The sequence below is a fragment of the Candidatus Schekmanbacteria bacterium RIFCSPLOWO2_02_FULL_38_14 genome (genome assembly GCA_001790855.1).
Classification (GTDB): domain Bacteria; phylum Schekmanbacteria; class GWA2-38-11; order GWA2-38-11; family GWA2-38-11; genus 2-02-FULL-38-14-A.
On the sequence record MGDH01000018.1, the window covers coordinates 93,512 to 115,371 of the forward strand.

The following is a 21,860-nucleotide window of genomic DNA, read 5'->3' on the forward strand; positions in this document are numbered from 1 at the left end:
TGTTCATTTAATCAGAGAAATATCTCTTTCAAAAGCCTTTTTGTGAAATATTTCCCAAGCATCAAGTCAAGGAATTTATTGCTATTCTCTGAGAATGAAAATTCATTTGCTAATTTTTGCCTGTTTGATTTAATCTCCTTGTCATATTCAGGAGAATTTATCGGCATTGCATTTTCAAGGAAATTAACCCAAAGCCCAAGGTACCTTTCCAGTGCAACTCCTACTGAAAACTTGTGATGCCTTTTGAAGAAGCCTGAAAATGAATATGGAGAGCCGAGGGACTCCCTGAAGGAATTATTTCTTCCCGGAATATAGGCAAGGTCTTTGCTTATAGGTTTTAGAGGTTCAATGTATTTTTCCTGATACTCTGAGGTTTTGCTTAAGGGGATAAAATCAATATAAGTAAATGTGATTATTCTTGGCAATTCTGTTTTTTCAAAAATTAAGACTGGTATGTCATAGCAGCTTTCAGAGCAGGCAATTCCTAAAGTGGTATTAATGATTCCGTTCAGGGTTATGGATGAGAAGGCGAGTTTTCCGATTCTGCTATCGCTTCTGAACAGACAGCTTTCCCCTCTGACGTATCCTGCAATAGTTAGAAAATTAAAAGAATTTAAATTATCCAGAGGTGAAATTTTCTCCAGAGGAAACTTACCTGCAAGATATTCTCTGACAATCTGGTTGAAGTCTACTACTCTTTCTTTCATTTTTTAAAATTACAATAGTCCGCAAAAGCTGACTCTCAGGCATTCAAATAAGCTTTTATCACGCTTTTTGCTTTTTGTAAATCTGCTTCTTCCCATCTAAAAAACTTTCTGAAGAAAACACTGTTATTATGCAGCAGGGGATCAATATTCTCTTCAATAATTCCTTTTTTTACAAGGTTATTCCATTCAACTGTTCCGGGGATGGGAGAGTATTCAACAATAAATGGCATGACCCCGTTTTTTATAACATAGCTTATGCTGTTCATTACATCATTCTTGGTTTGGTTTGGATGTCCTATGAAGATATAAGCACCCAATTCTTTACTTGTGAAACCTGTTTTTTTTAAAAACCCGACAGCCTTTTCAAACTCATCGTTGGTAACTTTCCCGCCTGTTATTTTCTGAAGCTCCATATCTGCTGTCTCAAGGCTTAATCTCAGAGTTTTGAATCCTGCGCTGTACATTTTTTCAGCCAGGCTTTCAGTTATGTACTTGGGGTGCAAACCGTTTGGGGTATGGAAATAGCAGGAGATATCAAGCTTGTTAATGCCATCCATGATATTTTCAAGATGGTTGACTGGATTGACAAGCAGAGCATCATCATAAAATGCAAAATTGTTAATGCCAAAATTCTTATGAAGATTTCCTATTTCAGAAATAATCTTTTCTGGCTTTATCTGTATAAATGACTTGTGGAGAATACGTGAGGCACAGTAAGTACAATTGAATGGACACCCGTATGAGGTCAGAATACAGGCATAATCAAGGCGCTTATAAAGACTGAATGCAGGGCTTGGGAATTCATCTATTGAAGGAATAAAACTAATATTACTTTTTGCCATGCCGCTTATCAGTTTGATTATTTCATTTAAATTGCTGCCTTTAAATACAAAATCAGCACCAGAAAATTTCAGAGCATGTTCATGGCATAGGGTTGCATATATCCCGCCAAGGATTACAGGGACATTTTTAAAATTATCTTTTAAAATTTCAATTGCCCTGAAAACACCCGGATACCAGTAGGTCATAGTTGATGTGACAAGTATAGCATCAGGCTTTTTAATCTTCTTCAGCTCTTCAATGAATATTTCTTCTGTTATTCCATACCTGCAGTATTTTTTTGGAATATCTCTTAAAATTTCAGGCTTTTTGACTTCGGAGCGGAAAAAGTTCCCGCAACCGTATTTCTTATTCTTGGGCTTATCAAGTTTCTGGAGTTTAAGAAGCTTTTCGTTATTACGGTCGAGGCAATCAATGAAACTTATCTCATAGCTATTTTTTAGTAAAATATCTGCAATATATAGAAGCCCCAGAGGTTTGAGCCAGAGGTCAAATGCGGCGAAATCGAAAATCCATGGATTAACAAGAAGAAGATGCGGTTTTTTCATAGTCTTAGCAAGACTTTCAGTACACTGTTTTTTCCTGCAGCTTCAAGTGCTTTTAATCCATCTTTGAGAGGGAAAGTTTTGTAAATTAGCGGCGAAATTATTATCTTCTTTCTTTTTAAAGCGTCTATTGCTTTTTTAAAAGGTCCGCAGCGTGAGCCGATGATTGAAATTTCGTTTATTACAACAGGAGATAAATTAAGAGGCATATTTGAGGCGTAAGTGCTTTTTAAAATAATCTTTCCCTTTGGCTTGGTTAGATTTATTGCTAAACTCAGACCTTCATGGGAGCTTGTGCAATCTACGACAATAGCAACCTCACCAGCCTTTAATTTTTTACCATCTAAAATCTCATTCAATAGAACCGTTTCAATCCCAAAACTTCTGGCAACTGATAGTTTCTCTTCATGTTTGCCAATCAGATAGGAGATGCATCCTGTAGTCTTAATGACCTGAGCCATTAAGAGTCCGAGTTTCCCATCTCCTAAGACTACTACTTTGTCCGAAGTTCCAATCCTTACCTGCTCTAAAACCTCAAAGCAGGCTGCAAGGGGTTCTATAAAAACTGCTTCTTTGTCAGAAATGCTTGAAGGTATAATATGGAGGTTTTTAAGCGGAAGGGTTAAATATTCTGCAAACGCTCCATCTTTATTTAGAATCCCCAATACTTTTCTGTCAGGACAATGATTCCTTAACCCTGTTTTGCAATAACTACATCTATTACAACCGATATTAATTTCACCAACAACTCTTTTACCAATCCATCTTTTATCTTTGCATTGCTCAACAATCCCTACAAATTCGTGTCCTAAAATTCCTCTGAAACCCATATAGCCTTTTACTATTTCAAGGTCGGTGTTGCAGATGCCGGAAATGAGAACTTTAATTAAAGCTTCATCTTTAGCAGGAACAGGAAGGGGGATATTATTTTTAAAAATTAATTTTTTATCAAAAATTAAGCCGAGCATTTAAACTGTCTCACTTTTAGATAATTCTTGCAAAATCATAATATGTGATGTGTAATAAAAATGTTTTTACCGGTATTGTCAATTGGTTTTATAAAGGTTTCTGAAAAATTTCGTTTGTCGTCATTGCGAGGAGCGAGAGCGACGTGGCAATCTTGCATTTTGCAGTGAGATTGCTTCGCATTCGCTCGCAATGACAGATTTGAACTGCCAAAATTTCCAGCTACATAGCAAGGAAAGTATTAATTCTGATGGTGATATTCATTGAAAAAGTTTTCATTTTCAATTTTAAAGACGGATTCTGGAAAGAGGCTTGATGTTTTTCTTCATGAAAAGATGTCTGGGTATTCACGCTCTTTTATCCAGAAATTGATTAAGGATGGTGCTGTTCTTGTCAATTTCAAACCCGCAAAGATGAGTCATAGAATTTCAGCATCGGAGAGTATTACAGTATCAGTTCCTGAACCCAAATCTGCCACTCCAAAACCTGAAGATATTCCATTAAAAATAGTTTATGAAGACTCCTCTATGCTGGTGATTGATAAACCTGCTGGAATGGTCGTGCATCCTGCAGCAGGAAATTATTCCGGTACGCTTGTTAATGCAATTCTATATCACTGTAAAGACCTTTCCGGGATTGGAGGAGAAATGAGACCCGGCATAGTTCATAGGCTTGACAAGGAAACATCAGGGCTGATGGTAGTGGCAAAAAGCGATAAGGCTCATATTTCTTTAAGCAAACAGCTCCAGAAAAGAACTCTTACAAGAGAGTATATTGCAATTGTAAGGAAGTTGTTGCCAATGGAATCAGGAGAGATTTCAAAACCACTTGGACGGAGTGAAAGAGACCGGAAAAAAATTTCAGTGCAGACAAAAAGGGGGAGGGAAGCTGTTACACAGTTCCAAGTTCTTGAACGCTTCAAGAACCATACGTTTGTTAAGGTGAAACTGAAGACAGGAAGAACACACCAGATTAGGGTTCATTTCCAATCTCTTGGATTCCCTGTGCTCGGAGATAAGGTTTATGGAGGGGTTTTAACACAGGAAGAAAAAAATATCGGGATAGAGATTTCAAGACAGGCTCTTCATTCGCAATATATAAAATTCATTCACCCTGAGACAGGGAAGGTGATGGAGTTTAAGAGTAATCTGCCTGAGGATATTGAAGAGGTTTTAAGGATTTTAAGAGGGTTGTGATAAAATAGTTTTCAGTACATTTATCAATTCCTCCGGCAGTTGCGAGGAGAAATTAACCAGCTTACCGCTTGATGGATGATAAAATTCAATATCTGAGGCATGGAGAAACTGATGTTCTAATCCTGTTGAATCAAGACCTCTGATTTTTTTTGTCTGGTAGAGCTTATCTCCGGCAATCGGGTAGCCAATATCTGACAGATGAACTCTTATCTGGTGCATCAGCCCTTTTTCAATTAGTACTTTTAAAAGGGTGTATCCGCTGTATCTTTTATAAATTTCAAAGCTGGTTATGGCTTTTCTTGCCTTAAATTTTCTAATCTTATCATCAGAATAAAAAATTTTCATTTTTCTTTTATTCTTTGGATGGTGTCCAATATGGCTTTTTATTATACCTCCTTCTTTAACCTCTCCTATTACAAGAGACATATACTCCTTTTTTATTCTGCCATCTTTCTGCTCTTTTTTGAGTTTCTCGAATATTTTATGGTTTCTTGCAATCAGAAGAAGCCCTGAAGTCCCTATGTCCAGGCGGTTGATCATTCCTGGTTCAAGAGGTTTTTTCCCAACATCTTTTATTTCCGGAAATTTTGCTATCAGAAAATTTGCAGCAGTATCTTTTTCTTCAGAATCAAGCGGATGCGATGGAATTCCTGAAGGTTTATCAAGCATGATAATATCTTTATCTTTATAGATAATCTTTACAATGAGCAAAGGATTTGGCTTAAGTTCAAGTTTATCAGGGGAGGGGATATTTTTTATATGAATTAAATCTCCCTGTCTAAGAATATCTCCTTTTTTCCCAGGGGTTCCATTAATCATGACATTCTTTTCATTGAAGATATTTTGAATGGATTTTCTGGAGAAAAAAGGGAATTCTTCTCTGAGGAATTTATCAAGCCTTACAGTTCTGAAATCTTTGGAAAAAATAATTCTTTTTTCTTTAGCCACAAATTATATTTTAAGTGTTAATGGTGATATTTCTATTGGCTTAGGTTTAAAAAAATCAATTTCTCTTTGAGAGAATTATTATTCTTTTTCCTCCATTTGAAATTTTTCTGGTAAGGTTTTGAAAAGAGTTTTTTGGTAAGTTTTTTTGAAATTCTTTTTTGCATACCTATCTTAAACCTCCTTATTAGAGACAAATTACATATCGGAAGGGAGAGAATATTTTCTAAAGCAGAGAAATTTAAAATAAGGGTTGAAGCAGAAGTTTTAGTTTTATCTGAAACCAGTATATATGCCATGTTGTCCCTTTTATTTATGGTTGGTAGGGAGTTTCACGTAAAAACCTTGCGCTTTGTTCAGGAAGGGTTGTGTTGATATACATGCCGGAGCCGAGTTCAAAGCCTGCTAATTTTGTCACTCTTGGTATTACGCTTATGTACCAGTGGTAGTATTCAAGCGAAGGACCGACTTTTGAGTAAGAGCGGATAACATAATTGTAATCAGGGTTATCAAGACAGTAATAGAGTTTGCATAGTATTCCTTTAAGAATTTCTGCCATATCATCAATTTCTTCCATTGGTATAAGCCCAAAGCAAGAGGAATGGTTCTTGGGGAATATCCAGATATGAAAGGGTGAGAGGGCAGCGTAGGGAATAAAAGCAACAAAGTTTTTGTTTTCAAGTACGATTCTTTCACCGCTATTAAGCTCATCTCTTAACACCCTGCAGAAAATACATTCTCCTGTGTCATCATAATATCTCATTGCTTCTTCAACCCTGTAGCGGATATCTTTTGGAGTAACAGGGGTGCCAATTATCTGGGAATGGGGATGTTCAAGTGAAGTGCCTGCACCCTCACCATGGTTTTTAAAAATTGTGACAAGCTTGATTCTCTTATCATGGTAAATAATATTATATCTCTCTTTGTAGGTTCTGAGTATATTTTTTATCTGTTCTTCAGTAAGCAGGGCAGGAGAGAGATTATGCTTTGGAGTTTCAACAACAACTTCGTGGATTCCAACGCCTGAAATAACTCTTTTCATTTTTTCCCATTTTCTTTCAACAATTCCTTCATTGGAAAGGGCTGCAAACTTATTATGGAAGACTCTAACCTGCCATTGTTTTTCCTTTTCAATCCTGTAGATTTCAGGAGGAGTTTTGTCCTCATTGCCGGGACAGAACGGGCAATCGTTTCGGTATTCAGAGAGTTCTTTTTTTACTTTTTCCCTTTTTGCAAACTCCTCAGGTCTTTTTGCTCTTTCAGTTGCAATTATGACCCAGTCTCTTGTTATGATGTTCTGTCGTATTTCAGGCATATAGAATTAACCTATAACTTATGACTTGTAACCTATGACTTAGTAAAATGACAAATTTTTAAGCATCAAATTCCAAATGAGCACCAAATCACAATTACCGAATAACCCAAAAAACCACTAAGTGATATTGGGATTTCGATCATTGTTTAGGATTTAGAAATTAGGATTTAATACGTATAGTATACTCCTTTATAATTTTCTTGCTGACAAGTAGGCATCTACAATTCCTGCAATCCAGACAATAATGAGCAATAAAACCCATACTCTATTTTCTGCATATACCTTTGCTTCTATTTTTGAAACAAAATCCTCAGAAATGGTTATCTGAGAAGGAGATGAAATGCTGGATATAATAATAGCATAGATTTTATAAAAAAATATGATGAGGAGGATTGTTGTTATCAGGATTAAAATAATACCTTTTAGATAATTGCGATTTTTTAGCTGACCAGCACCAGGAAACACAAAGGCTGAAAGTAGGGGACTAACAATAGTTTTTTTCATTTTTAAAATATGCTAACTTTTTTTAATTTATGTTAATTGGCTATGCCAGTCAAGACAAATATTGGGGTTTGTGTATCAGGAAAATAAAAAACCCCGATTTGATAATCGGGGTTGGAAGAAATCAGGATTTTGTAATCTGTTTAGTTTTTTGTTTTCTCAAATTTATACATTATATAAAGGCAAGCTGTCCCAATGGACACTATGCCGGCAATAATAAGCAGTGAAAAAACCAGGGTCTTAATCAGTTCCATCTAATCCTCTCTCCTTTCAATACATTTATTTTACGCGCACCCAATATAGCAATCGGATGTAGATGTCAAGGGTAAAAAGTTTATTGTCAGTTAAGAATTAAAACCGCACTCCTCTATGGTAGTCTGAAAGGATATTTTCTGCATCCGTGAGGAAAGGACTACTAATGCTTATAGAAGGGTATCTATTGATGGAATTGAACTAAAGGTGCCGGGGGGTGTTAACCCCTATGAAAAGGTGGAACTCAGGATGGTTCCAGATGAAGAAACAGGACTGACAGAGATTCGATTCTGGCATAAAGGCAAACTGGTTGGAACACAAAAAATCAAAAGCAATGACCTAAAAAGGGTGCACTTATGAGTGCGGTTTTAATTTTTAGCTAACATCAAAAAAATTTTAAACCATGAACTTTAAAAACACTTCGTTTGAGAAAAGAATTCCTCTATGGGTAAGCTTTAGCTTTATGTTTTTTAATTTCAGGAGGTTGTTTTTTATTAGCTCCTTTATTTCTTTACTGTATTTATCTTCTATTGATACTCCATGAATATTAAAAAACTCTTCTGTATCTATCCCGTCAATCAACCTCAAACCCAACATCATAGCCTCTGATATGAGTTTCTCCCTGTCTAAAAATTCCTCTCCCTCAACTACACTATGAACTTTATCAGTTGCTCGTTGCTCGCTGTTCATCGCTCGTTCTTTTGAATCCCCCCAGCCCCCCTTTAGCAAAGGGGGGTTAGAGGGGATTTGTCCCTCAAGGCTGAAGGCTGAACGCTGAACGCTATCTTCCACTCCCTTACAATACATCTCAACATCCTTCACATTCCACCACCTTTTCCCTATTACCTTTGCCCCCTTGCTGTTTTTTCCATTACGCAGAGCAGAGCAAGGCTCTGCAGCTACATTTTCACTCTGAACTCTGATAAACGAATGAGCTCCTGCCCCGAAACCCAGATACTCCCCTCCTCTCCAGTAATTCTCATTATGCCGGCATCTTTTCCCTTTTACTGCAAAATTTGAAATCTCATAATGCTCATAGCCTTTTTTGCTGATTGTCTCTATTCCATATTCATACATCCATACCTGTTCATCCTCATCAGGTAATTTTAATTCCCCATTCCTGATTAACTGGTAAAAATGCGTGTTCTCTTCTATTGTAAGGTTATAAAGAGAAATATGATGGGGTTTGAGAAAAATTGCCCTGTTCAGGCTTGACTTGAAACTTTCTAAATTCTGTCCCGGAATACCAAAGATTAAATCAATGCCCACATTCTCAAACCCTGCCTCTTTTGCCATATCAAGGCTTCTGTATATATCTTCTGCACTGTGAACTCTTCCGATTTTTTTTAACTCATAATCATTAAAGCTCTGGCATCCAAAACTTATGCGGTTAATCCCTGCCTTCAGATAACTTTTCAAAAAATCAGGTGAAACTGTTCCCGGGTTTGCTTCAATCGTCACCTCTGCGTCATCTGCGATTTTAAATGTTTTCCTGCAATACCTCAGCGTTTCTCCAATCTCCTCTGCACCAACAAGGCTTGGAGTCCCGCCTCCGAAAAAAATGGATTTGACCTGATAGTTTTTCCATGCCGGGAAAACCATGTATTTTTCAATTTCCATACACAGGGCATTCATATACCTTTTTGTCAATTTCTGTTTTTCAATATCTGCTGCAACAGGAATTGAGTTGAAATCGCAATAAAAACACTTCTTTAAGCAGAACGGAATGTGGATATATAAACCTATGGGAACCATTAAATTTAACATATAACCTATGACTTATAACTTTTGAACTTTGCCTGCCTGCCGTCAGGCAGGGATTTTGTCATTTGGATTTAGCATATATTATAATCCTCTCATCCCACCTTTAGAAAAGGGGGGACAAGGGGGGATTTGATTTTCCTTGTATTTTTTTTATTTTAGAATTAAATCAAACCTTAATAAAGGAGAATCTTTGATGTCAAAAATAGATCTTCATATGCATACTACATATTCTGACGGAACCAAAACTCCTGAAGAACTTGTAACCTACATAAAAAGCTTTGGAGTCAGAATTGCCGCTGTTACAGACCACGATATCACTGACGGAACAAAAAAGGCAATAGAGGCCGGCAAGGGGCTTGGAGTTGAAATGATTCCTGGAATTGAAATCAACTGCCTGCACAATGGCAACAGAATGGAGATTCTTGGTTACTATATTGACCCTGACAACAAGCCTCTTAATAATAAAATAAGTGAAATGAGAAACTTCAGGGAAACCCGTCTGGACAGGATAATTGATAAACTGAAAAGCCTTAATATGGAAATTTTAAAAGAAAGGGTAATGGAAATTGCAGGTGAGGGAAGCATTGGAAGGCCCCATATTGCCAGAGCCCTTCTTGAAAAAGGATATGTAAATACTCAGGCAGAGGCATTCGACAAATACCTTGCAGACGGAAAATCCTGCAATGTTGACAGAATGAAACTTTCAGCACAGGAGGCAATAAGCCTTATAAGAGGCGCCGGAGGAGTCGCAGTCCATTCCCACCCCGGATTTTTCAAAGGCGGTAATCTCAAAAAACATTTTCATGAGCTCGCTCAGTCCGGCTTAAGAGGAATTGAAGTTATATATCCATACCCGGATTCATTCCGCTATCCTGACAACTCTTCAAGAGCAGAGTCATTTTTCAATTTTCTAAAACAGGTTGGAAAAGAAAATAACCTTCTTCTGACCGGCGGCACAGATTTTCACGGAGACAATGACTACAAAGAGCTCCTGGACTGTGTTGACATACCTGCTGAGTGGATTAACAGGCTCAAAGAAGCTGTAAACAAGTGAAAACTAAAAAACCTCTTGACTGTTTCTATAAGTTTAATAGAATTAAAAATAACGGGGGAGCCTGTGGCTGAGAAATCCTTAAATAATAGGATGACCCTTGGAACCTGATCTGGGTAATGCCAGCGAAGGGAAATAATATTTAATATTATAAATAGTATCTTTTTAGCCGGGATACATCCCTTAGGTCCCCGGCTATTTTTTTTGTTTCACCACAGAGGCACAGAGCGATATTACTCTCTGTGACCTCTGTGTCTCTGTGGTAAATCTAAAATAATGAAAATTATAATAAACGGCAAGCAAGAGAAAGCAAAGGAAGGAATAACAATAAAAGAATTTTTTGGAAATCTCGGACTTGACTCTACCAGAGTTGCTGTTGAGCTTAATAAAGAAATAGTCAGAAAGAGTGAATATTCAGAAACTATCTTGAAAGATGGTGATACGCTGGAGATTGTCAGCTTTGTTGGCGGAGGATGAGTAGTTAAGTTGTTAGTGAGTGAATGGTGAATAGTAAAAATTACCCACAAAAATGAAATACAATTTCCTAGACACTATTCACTGACTGTTCACTATTCACTAATTTAAGGAGTATCGCAATGGAAAATGATTATTTAAAAATAGCAGGGAGAAAATTCAAATCCCGTTTGCTTATTGGCACAGGCAAATATGCATCTTTTGAAGAAACCAGAGAAGCCTTGGAAAAATCAGGAGCGGAAATAGTTACTGTTGCTGTCAGAAGAGTAAACATCAGTGAGAAGTCAAAGGAATCCCTCTTAGACTATATAGACAGGAAAAAATATACCATCCTTCCAAACACTGCCGGATGCTACAATGTTGAAGACGCAGTAAGGACTGCAAGGCTTGGAAGGGAAGCAGGGCTTTCTGATATGGTTAAGCTTGAAGTTATAGGTGATGAAAAAACTCTTTTCCCTGACAATGAAGGACTTCTTCAGGCAACAAAAATTCTTGTAAAAGAAGGGTTCATTGTTCTTCCATACACAAATGATGACCCAATATTTGCAAAAAAACTTGAGGATGCCGGTGCAAGCGCAGTTATGCCCCTTGGAGCTCCAATAGGTTCAGGACTTGGAATAAGAAATCCTTATAACATAAGGATTATACTTGAGCAGGCAAAAGTCCCTGTCATTGTTGATGCAGGGGTTGGAACTGCTTCAGACGCAGCAATTGCAATGGAGCTTGGATGTGATGGAGTCCTGATGAACACAGGAGTTGCAGGAGCAAAAAAGCCGTTGCTGATGGCAGAAGCAATGAAGCACGCAGTTCTTGCAGGAAGAATGGCATATCTTGCAGGAAGAATTCCAAAAAAACTTTATGCCTCAGCATCAAGCCCTTTGACAGGGATGATTGAGTAAACCTTCACCCATCACTCTTTCTCAAGGGGAAAGCGTAAGAAATACCTGGCAATGGTCAAATGTAACCGCAGGTTTTATAACCTGCATAAGTAGAAACAGACCTTTACAGGCTGACCGAGAACTCCCTTTTTGTCATTGCGAGCGACCAAAGGGAGCGTGGCAATCTCTTTATTTTCAGTACCATGTATGAGATTGCTTCGTCGCTTTGCTCCTCGCAATGACATTCTCGGTCAGTCTCTAAAGACCTGTCTCTACATTTGTTATTTATGAAAAAAGAGTTAGCTGATAAGTTTCGTATTTACTTTGTAACAGATAGAAAAATCGCAAAACAACCTTTTCTTAAGGTCATCAAAGAAGCTTTAAAAGGAGGAGTTAAGGCTATTCAGCTAAGAGAAAAAGACTTATCATCAAAAGAAATGTATGAACTTGCAAAAAAGATAAGAAAGATTACACAGGAGAATAATGCGTTGTTAATAATCAATGACAGGATAGACATAGCCCTTGCAACAGGTGCCGACGGAGTTCATCTTGGCTGGCAATCAATGCCTCTAAGAGAGGCAAGAAGAGTCTTGGGGGGAAAAAAGCTGATTGGTGTTTCAACACATTCTTTGAAGGATGCTCTTTTTGCACAGAAAAACAGTGCAGATTTTATTACTTTTGGAAATATCTACCCTGCTCCGTCAAAGCAAGGCGTGACTGGTTTTAAGGGTCCTGAAGCAATAAAAGAAATCAGAAAAAAAATCAAAATCCCGCTGATTGCAATAGGCGGAATCAAGGAAGAAAATATAAAGGATGTAATTTTAAATGGTGCTGATGGTGTAGCAGTAATTTCTGCCATAATGGGAGCAGAGAAGCCCTATGAAGCAGCAAAAGGGCTTGTTTGCAAGTTGGAAAGTTTGAATGTTGAAAATCAAGACTTAAAACTTAAATCTAAAAACTTATGAAAAAAATTTTAACCATAGCAGGCTCTGACTCAGGGGGAGGGGCAGGAATTCAGGCAGACTTGAAAACCATAACCTCTCTTGGCGGATACGGAATGAGTGTGATAACAGCCATTACTGCACAGAACAGCAGAGGTATAAGCGGAATAGAACCTGTTTCATCTGAATTGATAAAAAAACAGATTACTTGCATCTTTGAAGATTTTGGCGCAGATGCAGTTAAGACAGGAATGCTATTTAACAGCGAGATTACCGGAATCGTTGCAAAAATGTTAAAAAAGTACAAAGTAAAAAATCTTGTAGTTGACCCTGTAATGGTTGCAAAAAGCGGGGACTTCCTTTTACATAAAAAAGCAGTAGTAGCTTTAAAAAAAGAGCTGATTCCTGTTGCATTTCTCATAACTCCAAATCTCTATGAAGCCTCAGAGTTAACAGGAAAAAAAGTCAACACAATTTCAGATATGAAACTGGCAGCAAGGAAAATACATAAAGCCGGTGCAAAAAATGTTCTCATCAAGGGAGGACATTTAAAGGGTGATGCAACTGATATTTTATATGATGGTAAAAATTTTCATCAATTCAGAAAAAAAAGAATAAATACACGCCATACACACGGAGCAGGATGCACCCTTTCTGCTGCAATTGCAACATTCCTCGCAGAGGGGTATGACCTCTGCAGCTCAGTTGAAAAAGGGAAGGATTATCTTACTGAGGCTATAAAATCTGCTGTTTCTGTTGGTAAGGGAATCAATCCGGTAGACCATTTTGCTCCGGTAATTAATCGTCATAAGAAATCTGAGGTTTTAAATGAGTTAAATAAAGCCTTAGAAACTTTAAAAAAAGAAAACATCTGGAAACTCATACCTGAAGTCAGCTCAAACATCGGGTACTGTTCCGCTTGTGCAAAAAGCCTTGATGATGTAGCTGCAATCCCGGGAAGGATTATAAGGCTTGGTAAAAATATATTAACATTAGCAAGCCCTGAGTTTGGAGCTTCTTCCCATGTTGGCAAAATAGTTTTGACTATTAACAGGTTTGATGAGAATTTCAGATGCGCAATGAACATTAAATTTTCAGACCAGATACTGAAAGTATGCAAATCACTCGGGTTTGACATTGCAGAGTTTTCAAGAAAGAGAGAACCCGGAAAAATCAAGGCAAGGGAAGGTTCAAGCCTTGCGTGGGGAGTCAGAGAGGTTTTAGAAAGAAAAAGAAAAATACCTGACATAATTTTTGACAGAGGAGATATCGGGAAGGAAGCAATGATACGGGTTATTGGGAAAAATCCGTCTGATATTGCAGGCAAAGTTGTCAGGATAAACAGGAGGCTGGAATAGTATTAATGATTACACAGATTATAAATTAGGAAATGCGGGGTTAGAAACCCCGCCTATAGGTGAAATGAAATATTTTTTGTCATTGCGAGCGAAGCGAAGCAATTTCAAAAAAAGCTTACATCTAAAAAGAGGTGAAATAAAATGACTCTGCTCGAAAAGGCAAAAAAAGGGGAATTAACTCCTGAGATAGAATCAGTAGCAAAAAAAGAAGGTATTCACACCGACGAGCTTTTTAAGAAAATTTCTGAAGGAAAGGTCATAATACCTAAAAATATAAACCGAAGACCAATCATACCCTGTGGAATCGGTGAAGGGTTGACAACAAAAGTCAATGCAAATATCGGAACCTCTCCAGAGCACGCTGACCTTAACGAAGAACTTCTAAAGATAAAAGCAGCAGTCTCTGCCGGCGCTGACTCCATAATGGACCTAAGCACAGGAGGAGATATTGAAGAAGCATTAAACCAGCTCCTTGACAACTCAGATGTCATAGTTGGAACTGTACCTATATATCAGGCTGCAGTAGAGGCTTACAGAAAAAAAGAATCCATTGCCGGAATCAAGAAAGATGACTTTTTTAAAGCCATTGAAAAGCAGGCAGAGGCAGGGGTTGATTTCATGACCATTCACTGCGGAGTCACACTAAAAGCAATTGAAATGCTTGAAAAGGGGAAAAGGATAACAGGAATCGTTAGCCGCGGAGGCTCAATTATTTCACAATGGATAAAACATAATGGAAAAGAAAATCCCTATTTTGATGACTTTGACAGGCTTCTTGAAATACTGAAAAAATATGATATAACCTTAAGCCTTGGAGACGGATTGAGGCCCGGATGCTTAAATGATGCGACTGACAGGCCTCAGATTCAGGAACTGATACTCCTTGGAGAACTGACAGAAAGGGCATGGGAATGCGGAGTTCAGGTCATGATAGAGGGCCCGGGACATGTACCGATAAACCAGATAGAGACAAACATAGTTCTCCAGAAAAAGTTATGCAAGGGAGCTCCTTTTTATGTTTTAGGTCCGCTTGTAACCGATATTGCTCCGGGATATGACCATATTACATCTGCAATTGGCGGAGCACTTGCTGCAAGCTATGGTGCTGATTTTCTCTGCTATGTGACCTCTTCTGAGCACCTTCGCCTGCCAACAGTTGAAGATGTAAGAGAAGGAGTTATGGTTACAAAAATCGCAGCCCATGCAGCAGATATTGCAAAGGGGATAAAAGGAGCAATTGAAAGAGATAACAGGATGTCTCTGGCAAGAAAAAACCTTGACTGGGAAGAACAGATGAGGCTTTCAATTGACCCTGAAAAAGCCGGGGCAATAAGGAAAACCAGCATACCGAAAACCCCTGATGTATGCACAATGTGCGGAGTATTCTGCTCAATGCGGGGAGAGATGATAAATAAACCTTAAATTAAAGGAAACATCATGGCAAAAAGAGGGGCTACATTTTTTGGATTTATCTTAATCATACTGATTGCTGGCGGAGTCTTCATTGCCTCAAAAATTGACTTTCCGGTAAAATCAAAAAAAGTTCTCTGGATGGAAAAATCCCAGCAGAGCGCCAATAAACCAAAAGCTGACAAGTTTGAAAGACCTGATACTTTTGTTAAACTGATAAAAAGGGAAAAACCATCCGTTGTAAATATCAGCACAACACAGATGATAAATCAGCGCAAATATCATCCGTGGGATTTAAAGGACAAAAGAGGCAATCCCTTTGATGATTTTTTTGAAAAGTTTTTTGAAGAGATGCCAAGAAGCGAGCTTAAACGCCAAAGCTTAGGCTCAGGTTTTATAATAAGCAGAGATGGATACATCCTTACCAATTACCACGTGATAGAGAATGCAACAAAAATAACAATTACCTTATCCGATGAAAGAGAATACGAGGCAACAGTTGTTGGAAGAGACCCGAAAACTGATATTGCTCTCATTAAAATCCCTTCTGATGGAAACCTTCCTGTTGCATACCTTGGAGATTCTGACAGCCTTGAAGTCGGGGAATGGTTGATTGCTATAGGAAACCCATTTGGCCTTGCCCATACAGTAACAGTTGGAATAGTAAGTGCAAAGGGAAGGGTCATAGGAATAGGAAATTACGACAATTTCATCCAGACAGATGCCTCAATCAATCCGGGAAACAGCGGAGGACCTCTTTTTAATACAAATGGAGAGGTTGTCGGTATAAATACAGCAATCGTTGCTGCGGGTCAGGGAATAGGGTTTGCAACTCCAATAAATATGGTTAAGGAAATCTTAAAAAGCTTAAAAGAAGAAGGCAGGGCAACAAGGGGATGGCTTGGAGTAAACATCCAGCCCATAGATGAAACAATTGCAAAGACATTCAATCTCGCAGGCACAAAAGGCGCTTTGGTCGGGGATGTAATTGCAGATACACCTGCCGAAAAGGCAGGAATTAAAAGAGGAGATGTAATAGTCCGGTTTAACGGGAAAGACATAGATTCATATCACGACCTTCCAAGAATAGTTGGCAATACAAAAGTCGGGAAAGTTGTTGATGTTGTGGTAATAAGAAACGGTGAAAAAAACATTTTAAAAGTTCTGATTGAAGAGCTTAAAGATAGCCCTGTTATAAAATCCTCTGTACAGATTTCTGATAAGCTCGGCTTGATAGTTTCAGACATAGAACCTCTGGAAGCTAAACGGTTAAATATTCCGGCTGAAGGAATAGTTGTAAGGGAAGTGAAAAAAGGAAGCCTTGCTGATGAATACGATTTAAGAGCTGGTGATATAATACTTCAAATCAACAAGGAAAAACTTTCCGGAGTTGAGGATTATAAGAGAGTTTTAAAGAAACTGGAAGATGAAAAACATCTTGTAATGCTTGTAATTAGAGAAGGAAGAAGTTTTTATCTGAGCATAAAACTTAAATAAAAATTACTTGGCTTTTGGGCTAACATTTACTATTGCGTCTTCCTTGAAAATCTTAACCCTGATAGGTTCTTCTTTTTTTGGATGCTTATCAAGGTATGGTTGGATAATAAAAACCCACAGGACCAGGAAAATGACAAGCGAAAGAAAAATTAGCCTGAGATTATACTTCTGGGGTCTGACTTCAAATCTTTCTTTATCCTCTCCAGTATCAAACCTTTTATAACCCTTGGGCCAAATCCTTTTAACCTGTTGGGTTTTTCCTGTAAGAGACTTAAAATTCTGTGTTTTCTTTAAAACTTTCACCTCTACCCCCTGCTATTATCTGCAATGCGTTATTTTATTTTTAACAATATCAAAAGCTTGCGTCAAGAGAAAGAATCGAGAAAAAATCCTCTTGCATAAAAGTAAAATCTAAAATATAGTTACTCAAATTTGAGTTATTTAAGAGGTCATTGAGAGATGAGTTTAGAAACAGAAATTTCAAGGCTTGAAAATATTGCAAGGGAAACCCGCATTAATATTTTGAAAATGCTCACAATTGCCGGTTCAGGACATACAGGCGGCTCCCTGTCTGCAGTTGAACTGCTTGTCTCCATTTATTTCCACAAGATGCGCCATAAACCGGGAAACCCCAAGTGGGAAGACAGGGATAAATTTGTCCTCTCAAAGGGACACGCTGCCCCTGCCCTTTATGCTGTTCTTGCTATGTCAGGATATTTCCCAAGAGAAGAGCTCATGAACCTGAGAAAAATGGGAAGTATGCTAAGGGGACATCCATACAATGAAGTAACCCCTGGTGTTGAAGTTCCAACAGGCTCTCTTGGACAGGGAATTTCGATGGCAAGCGGGATGGCACTGGCTGCAAAACTCGATAAAAAACCAATCAGGATTTACTCTCTTCTTGGTGACGGGGAATGTCAGGAAGGACAGGTTTGGGAAGCAGCCATGAGTTGCGCACATTACAAGCTTGATAACCTGTGCGCTATGGTAGACAGAAACGGATTTCAGATTGACGGAAAAATAAAGGATATTATGGAAATTGAACCTTTTTCACAGAAATGGAAATCCTTTGGATGGGAAGTTTTTGAAATCGACGGGCACAGTTTCAGAGAAATACTGGATGCGCTTGAAAAAGCAGAGGCAGTAAAAGGAAAACCATCAGTAATAATAGCCAGAACAGTAAAAGGAAAAGGCATTAGTTTTATAGAAAATGTAAATAAATTCCACGGCACATCACCTACAAAAGAGGAGCTTGAAAAGGCTCTGAAAGAACTTGGCGAAAATGCATAGTTGGCTATTTTCTTGATTAAGGAGGATTCTTTGGAAAAACTTCTTGGAACAAGAGAGGCTTATGGTGAAGCCCTTGTTAATCTTGGAGAAAAATACAAAAATTTAGTAGTTCTTGATGCAGACCTCTCCGGTTCAACTAAAACATCAATGTTTGCAAAAGCATTCCCTGACAGGTTCTTCAACATGGGAGTAGCCGAGCAGAATATGGTGGGAACAGCAGCAGGCCTTGCAGCATCAGGAAAAATTGTGTTTGTAAGCACTTTCGCAATATTCCTCACAGGAAGGGCATGGGAACAGGTAAGGCAATCAATTTCATTCCCAAAACAGAACGTGAAACTTGTTTCAAGCCACGGAGGAATAACAGTTGGAAGCGACGGAGCATCACATCAGTCAGTAGAAGATATAAGCCTGATGAGATCTCTCCCGAATATGAAAGTGGTAGTCCCTTCAGACGCTTATGAAGCAAAAAAAGTTATTGAATATGCTGCTGCATTCGTTGGACCAATTTATATCCGCTGTTCAAGAGAAAAATTCCCTGTTCTCTTTGATGAAAATTATGTTTTTGAACTTGGAAAGGGTAAAATTCTGAAAGAAGGGAAAGACGCAACAATTTTTGCCTGTGGAATTATGCTGGCTGTTTCTCTTGAAGCAGCTTTTGTGCTCGAAGAAGAAGGGATAAATGTAAGAGTTGCAAATATGCCTTCTGTCAAGCCAATTGACACAGAATTAATAATCCGCTGTTCAGAGGAAACAGGGACAATAATTACTGCAGAAGAACATTCCATAATCGGAGGGCTCGGGTCTGCTGTTGCTGAGGTGTTGGTTGAAAACTCTCCATGCCCTATGACAAGGGTTGGGATAAAAGACAGATTTGGAATGTCAGGAAGCGTAAAAGACCTCCTTCACGAATACGGATTAACTTCAGAAAACATGGGTAATGCAGTAAAAGTGGCTCTGGAAAAAAAAAGGAAAAAACTCAAACCTGTATACTGAGTTTGTAATCAAATGATTCAGCTTTCTAATGTTGACAAGGTCTATAGCGGAGGCAGATGGGCTTTAAAGGACATAAACCTCCATATAAAAAAGGGGGAGTTTATTTTCATTACTGGTCCAAGCGGTGCAGGCAAAACCACAATTCTAAAGCTTATTTACCTTGGGGACAAAGCCTCTATCGGAGAGGTAATTCTATTTGGGAAAAACTTAGCAAAACTTAAAAAAGGAAGTATTCCCTATTTGCGCAGAAACATGGGCATAATCTTTCAGGATTTTAAACTGCTCCTTGATAAGTCTGCTTATGACAATGTAGCCTTTGCCCTAAGAATACTTGGATTCAAAAAAGGAGATATAAGAAGCAGGGTGCTTGATACACTTAAACTTGTCGGATTGGGAAAAAAATCAGGAGAAATAGCCGGAGGTCTGTCCGGAGGAGAGCAGCAGAGAGTCTGCATAGCAAGAGCTGTGGTCAATGAACCTGCTCTGATTCTTGCTGATGAGCCCACAGGCAATCTTGATGAAGGAAACGCAAACCATGTAATGGAAATTCTCCGTTCTTTAAATTCAAAAGGAACAACAGTTGTTGTTGCAACACATAACAGGGCACTCGTTGAAAGATCTGATGGAAGAAATATCTTTATTGACGGAGGAAAAATAACAAAAGAATGCCTTTTAAGGGAAGGGAATGTTTCTTAAAAACTTAAGCTTCTTTTTTCTGGAAGCATTAAAAAATATCAGAACTAATTTCTATCTGCATCTCACAATAATTCTCATTATATCAATTTCATTCTCTGTTTTAGGAATAATTTTAATATTTGAAACAAATATTGAAAACATTTTAAGTTCAGTATCAGAAGATATGACTTTGGAAGTATTCCTTAAAAATGAAATTAAAGCAGACTCTGAAGATTTTTTAAAGCTTAAAACATTTTTACAAAGCTATCCCCTTGTCAAAAAGATTCATTATATATCACGTTCTCAGGCATATTTTGATTTCAAGAAAAACTTCAGGCAATACAGCAACCTCCTTGAAGAGCTCGGAGACAATCCCTTTCCTGCCTCCTTCCGTTTAGCCCTGAAAAAAGGTTTTGACAACAAAAAGGAACTGATAGATTTAATATCAATCCTGAGCAACTGGAAAAGCATTGAAGACCTGAGCCTTAACAAGGAATGGGTTAATCATTTCTACTCGTTCGTTTCATTAATCAGGATGTCTGTATGGCTTCTCATAGCACTTATAACTGCTGGCATGATTTTGATTATTTATAATGGCATTAAACTGACTATCCATTCAAAATCCCCACAGATAGAAATAATGAAACTGGTCGGAGCTACAAACTGGTTTATACGCGGGCAGTTTATATTTGAAGGAGTTTTGGAAGGGTTGATTGGCGCATCTGTTTCTCTCTTGATTCTTTTTTTAACATATCAATTATTATTCCAGAAAATCACTGATGCATTTTCGTTCCTTTTCCCTCAGCATTCATTTTCTTTTTTACCGGTTGAATATATATTCATAATCATTGTCTCAGGAACAATCATGGGTCTTTTTGGGGCAATTTTGTCCGCTTCAAAATTCCTGAAAGACATCTATGGTTAATATGATTAAAACACCGTCTATTCCTGTTGTTAGCAGGAAGATATAATTTTTGCTTTTTTAAAATGTTAATCAGAACCTGTACAAAATGGCTTTTACCACTCCTTGTTTTTTCATTCTTCTTTTTTATCGTTGAAGCAAAGTACTCCTTGCTGTACAGCTCATCAGAAGATATAGAAAAAAACATTTCTGAAAGCCAGAAAAAATTAAACGACTACAATAAAAAACTGCTCCTGGAAAAAAGTAAATTAGAAAAGCTGAAGGAAAACAAGGCTGATATCCTTTACGGAATAGAAAAACTGAACAATCTGATAGCCGCAAGGAAAAAAGAACTTGAAACGTATAAAAAAGAATATGAAAAAAACCTGCTGCTTCTGAATGAACTTCAGGAGAAAATTGACCAACAGGCAGGCAGGCTTTCCTCTGCCAGGGAAAGACTCGGGAAAAAGCTGAGAGCTGTCTACAAAAACGGAATGTTTCGCCGGATGGAAATCATTTATAACTCAAAAAACTATCTTGATCTCATCCGGAAAATTAAACTGCTTCAGATAATTTCGAAAAATGATGCAGGACTCATAGAAGCCTTCAAGGATGGAATCAGGGAACTGGAAGAGACTAAAAAAAACCTGACTGATTCAAAAAATAAATCTCTTGAAATAGTTGAAAAAATAAAAACAGCTGAAAAAGAAATCCTGATGCGCAAGAGCGAAAAAGAACGCCTTCTTGCTGAAATTAATTCTGACGAGAAAAGGCGCACAGCCTCCCTTGAAAAACTTGAAAATGATTCAAAAAATCTTCAGGATTTGGTTAAAAATCTTTTAAAGAAAAAAACTTCCTCTCAGGAAATAGCAAAGGGAAAAAAGAATTTAGGGAAACTCAAAACAGTTAAGGGAAGCCTCCCCTGGCCTGTGCAAGGAAGAATTATTAAGCTTTTTGGAAAACAGCTCAATCAGGAGCTTAACACATATCTTTATAACAGAGGAATAACAATAAGCGTAGAAAGCGAAAGGAAATTCACTTCAATCTTTGCCGGAACGATTTTGTTTGCAGATAATTTTTCAGGATACGGTAAGCTTATAATAATAGACCATGGAAGTAGTTTGTATTCTGTATATGGCAATGCCGGTGAAATTTACGCAGGAGTCGGAGAGAAAGCAACTCAGGGCAAAATACTCGGGAAAGTTGACGGAGAACTATATTTTGAAATAAGGTACAGGGGAAGCCCACAGGACCCGCTTATGTGGTTGAAAAAGGAATAGACTAATATTATATTTGTAATTTCAGTGTTATTATTTTAGATTTAAAATTGTATTTAAACTGCAAACAAATGGAGGAAAATA

Annotated in this window: 22 protein-coding genes and 1 other annotated feature; of the genes, 13 read left to right on the forward strand and 9 right to left on the reverse strand. The window is 37.9% G+C overall.

The genetic code is table 11. The annotated features are described in order from the left end of the window. Positions 1 to 11: 11 nt before the first annotated feature. From A3H37_00790 to A3H37_00800, 3 genes are read right to left on the reverse strand one after another with little or no spacing between them, the layout of a single operon-like run. The gene (locus A3H37_00790) at positions 12 to 707 is read right to left on the reverse strand and encodes a hypothetical protein (GenBank protein ID OGL50275.1); all 696 of its coding nucleotides are present in this window, start codon (positions 705 to 707) and stop codon (positions 12 to 14) included. A 35-nt stretch (positions 708 to 742) separates the two neighbouring features. Continuing rightward, the gene (locus A3H37_00795; protein OGL50276.1) at positions 743 to 2,095 is read right to left on the reverse strand and encodes a hypothetical protein; all 1,353 of its coding nucleotides are present in this window, start codon (positions 2,093 to 2,095) and stop codon (positions 743 to 745) included. Further along, positions 2,092 to 3,060 carry an alcohol dehydrogenase gene (locus tag A3H37_00800; GenBank protein OGL50277.1) on the reverse strand — a complete coding sequence of 323 codons (969 nt, stop codon included), beginning with the start codon at positions 3,058 to 3,060 and terminating at the stop codon, positions 2,092 to 2,094. The genes A3H37_00795 and A3H37_00800 overlap by 4 nt, the downstream gene beginning before the upstream one ends. A gap of 261 nt (positions 3,061 to 3,321) precedes the next feature. On the opposite strand from A3H37_00800, the gene A3H37_00805 reads away from it, so the two are divergent. After that, positions 3,322 to 4,254, forward strand: coding sequence for an RNA pseudouridine synthase (locus tag A3H37_00805; GenBank protein OGL50278.1), 933 nt, complete (start codon positions 3,322 to 3,324; stop codon positions 4,252 to 4,254). Here the strand turns inward: A3H37_00805 and A3H37_00810 are convergent. From A3H37_00810 to A3H37_00830, 5 genes are all read right to left on the reverse strand, one after another. Next, positions 4,240 to 5,202: a hypothetical protein gene (locus tag A3H37_00810; GenBank protein ID OGL50279.1), complete on the reverse strand. Its 963-nt coding sequence runs from the start codon at positions 5,200 to 5,202 to the stop codon at positions 4,240 to 4,242. The two genes, A3H37_00805 and A3H37_00810, sit on opposite strands and share 15 nt — an antisense overlap. Positions 5,203 to 5,234: 32 nt before the next feature. After that, on the reverse strand, positions 5,235 to 5,498 hold the full coding sequence (locus tag A3H37_00815) for a hypothetical protein (protein ID OGL50280.1): 264 nt from the start codon (positions 5,496 to 5,498) through the stop codon (positions 5,235 to 5,237). Positions 5,499 to 5,512: 14 nt separating this feature from the next. Next, positions 5,513 to 6,514 carry a galactose-1-phosphate uridylyltransferase gene (locus tag A3H37_00820; protein ID OGL50281.1) on the reverse strand — a complete coding sequence of 334 codons (1,002 nt, stop codon included), beginning with the start codon at positions 6,512 to 6,514 and terminating at the stop codon, positions 5,513 to 5,515. A gap of 189 nt (positions 6,515 to 6,703) precedes the next feature. Next, complete coding sequence (locus A3H37_00825) at positions 6,704 to 7,018, reverse strand: hypothetical protein (GenBank protein OGL50282.1); 315 nt, start codon at positions 7,016 to 7,018, stop codon at positions 6,704 to 6,706. A gap of 645 nt (positions 7,019 to 7,663) precedes the next feature. After that, positions 7,664 to 9,034, reverse strand: a complete 1,371-nt coding sequence (locus A3H37_00830) for a hypothetical protein (GenBank protein OGL50283.1) — start codon at positions 9,032 to 9,034, stop codon at positions 7,664 to 7,666. A gap of 190 nt (positions 9,035 to 9,224) precedes the next feature. On the opposite strand from A3H37_00830, the gene A3H37_00835 reads away from it, so the two are divergent. The 7 genes from A3H37_00835 to A3H37_00865 all read left to right on the forward strand — a co-directional run bounded on the left by A3H37_00835 (position 9,225) and on the right by A3H37_00865 (position 16,640). Next, positions 9,225 to 10,085, forward strand: a complete 861-nt coding sequence (locus A3H37_00835; GenBank protein ID OGL50284.1) for a hypothetical protein — start codon at positions 9,225 to 9,227, stop codon at positions 10,083 to 10,085. Positions 10,086 to 10,128: 43 nt separating this feature from the next. Beyond that, positions 10,129 to 10,234 (forward strand) — a binding site (TPP riboswitch). Between the two features lie 124 nt (positions 10,235 to 10,358). Next, positions 10,359 to 10,559, forward strand: a complete 201-nt coding sequence (locus A3H37_00840; GenBank protein ID OGL50285.1) for a thiamine biosynthesis protein ThiS — start codon at positions 10,359 to 10,361, stop codon at positions 10,557 to 10,559. A gap of 119 nt (positions 10,560 to 10,678) precedes the next feature. After that, positions 10,679 to 11,455, forward strand: coding sequence for a thiazole synthase (locus A3H37_00845; GenBank protein OGL50286.1), 777 nt, complete (start codon positions 10,679 to 10,681; stop codon positions 11,453 to 11,455). Between the two features lie 266 nt (positions 11,456 to 11,721). Continuing rightward, the gene (locus A3H37_00850) at positions 11,722 to 12,399 is read left to right on the forward strand and encodes a thiamine-phosphate diphosphorylase (protein ID OGL50287.1); all 678 of its coding nucleotides are present in this window, start codon (positions 11,722 to 11,724) and stop codon (positions 12,397 to 12,399) included. Continuing rightward, positions 12,396 to 13,733 (forward strand): bifunctional hydroxymethylpyrimidine kinase/phosphomethylpyrimidine kinase, encoded by a 1,338-nt coding sequence (locus A3H37_00855; protein ID OGL50288.1) that lies wholly within the window; start codon positions 12,396 to 12,398, stop codon positions 13,731 to 13,733. The genes A3H37_00850 and A3H37_00855 overlap by 4 nt, the downstream gene beginning before the upstream one ends. 141 nt (positions 13,734 to 13,874) lie before the next feature. Next, on the forward strand, positions 13,875 to 15,155 hold the full coding sequence (locus A3H37_00860; protein OGL50289.1) for a phosphomethylpyrimidine synthase: 1,281 nt from the start codon (positions 13,875 to 13,877) through the stop codon (positions 15,153 to 15,155). A 15-nt stretch (positions 15,156 to 15,170) separates the two neighbouring features. Further along, positions 15,171 to 16,640, forward strand: a complete 1,470-nt coding sequence (locus A3H37_00865; GenBank protein ID OGL50290.1) for a hypothetical protein — start codon at positions 15,171 to 15,173, stop codon at positions 16,638 to 16,640. A 3-nt stretch (positions 16,641 to 16,643) separates the two neighbouring features. Here the strand turns inward: A3H37_00865 and A3H37_00870 are convergent, their stop codons facing one another. Beyond that, positions 16,644 to 16,943 (reverse strand): hypothetical protein, encoded by a 300-nt coding sequence (locus A3H37_00870; protein ID OGL50291.1) that lies wholly within the window; start codon positions 16,941 to 16,943, stop codon positions 16,644 to 16,646. Between the two features lie 156 nt (positions 16,944 to 17,099). On the opposite strand from A3H37_00870, the gene A3H37_00875 reads away from it, so the two are divergent. The 5 genes from A3H37_00875 to A3H37_00895 all read left to right on the forward strand — a co-directional run bounded on the left by A3H37_00875 (position 17,100) and on the right by A3H37_00895 (position 21,779). After that, complete coding sequence (locus A3H37_00875; GenBank protein OGL50292.1) at positions 17,100 to 17,930, forward strand: transketolase; 831 nt, start codon at positions 17,100 to 17,102, stop codon at positions 17,928 to 17,930. Positions 17,931 to 17,960: 30 nt separating this feature from the next. Then, positions 17,961 to 18,923 carry a transketolase gene (locus A3H37_00880; GenBank protein ID OGL50293.1) on the forward strand — a complete coding sequence of 321 codons (963 nt, stop codon included), beginning with the start codon at positions 17,961 to 17,963 and terminating at the stop codon, positions 18,921 to 18,923. Between the two features lie 12 nt (positions 18,924 to 18,935). Next, positions 18,936 to 19,619, forward strand: a complete 684-nt coding sequence (locus tag A3H37_00885; GenBank protein OGL50294.1) for a cell division ATP-binding protein FtsE — start codon at positions 18,936 to 18,938, stop codon at positions 19,617 to 19,619. Continuing rightward, complete coding sequence (locus A3H37_00890) at positions 19,609 to 20,523, forward strand: hypothetical protein (GenBank protein OGL50295.1); 915 nt, start codon at positions 19,609 to 19,611, stop codon at positions 20,521 to 20,523. Before A3H37_00885 ends, A3H37_00890 begins: the two co-directional genes overlap by 11 nt. Positions 20,524 to 20,585: 62 nt before the next feature. Beyond that, positions 20,586 to 21,779 carry a hypothetical protein gene (locus A3H37_00895; GenBank protein ID OGL50296.1) on the forward strand — a complete coding sequence of 398 codons (1,194 nt, stop codon included), beginning with the start codon at positions 20,586 to 20,588 and terminating at the stop codon, positions 21,777 to 21,779. Positions 21,780 to 21,860: the final 81 nt, after the last annotated feature.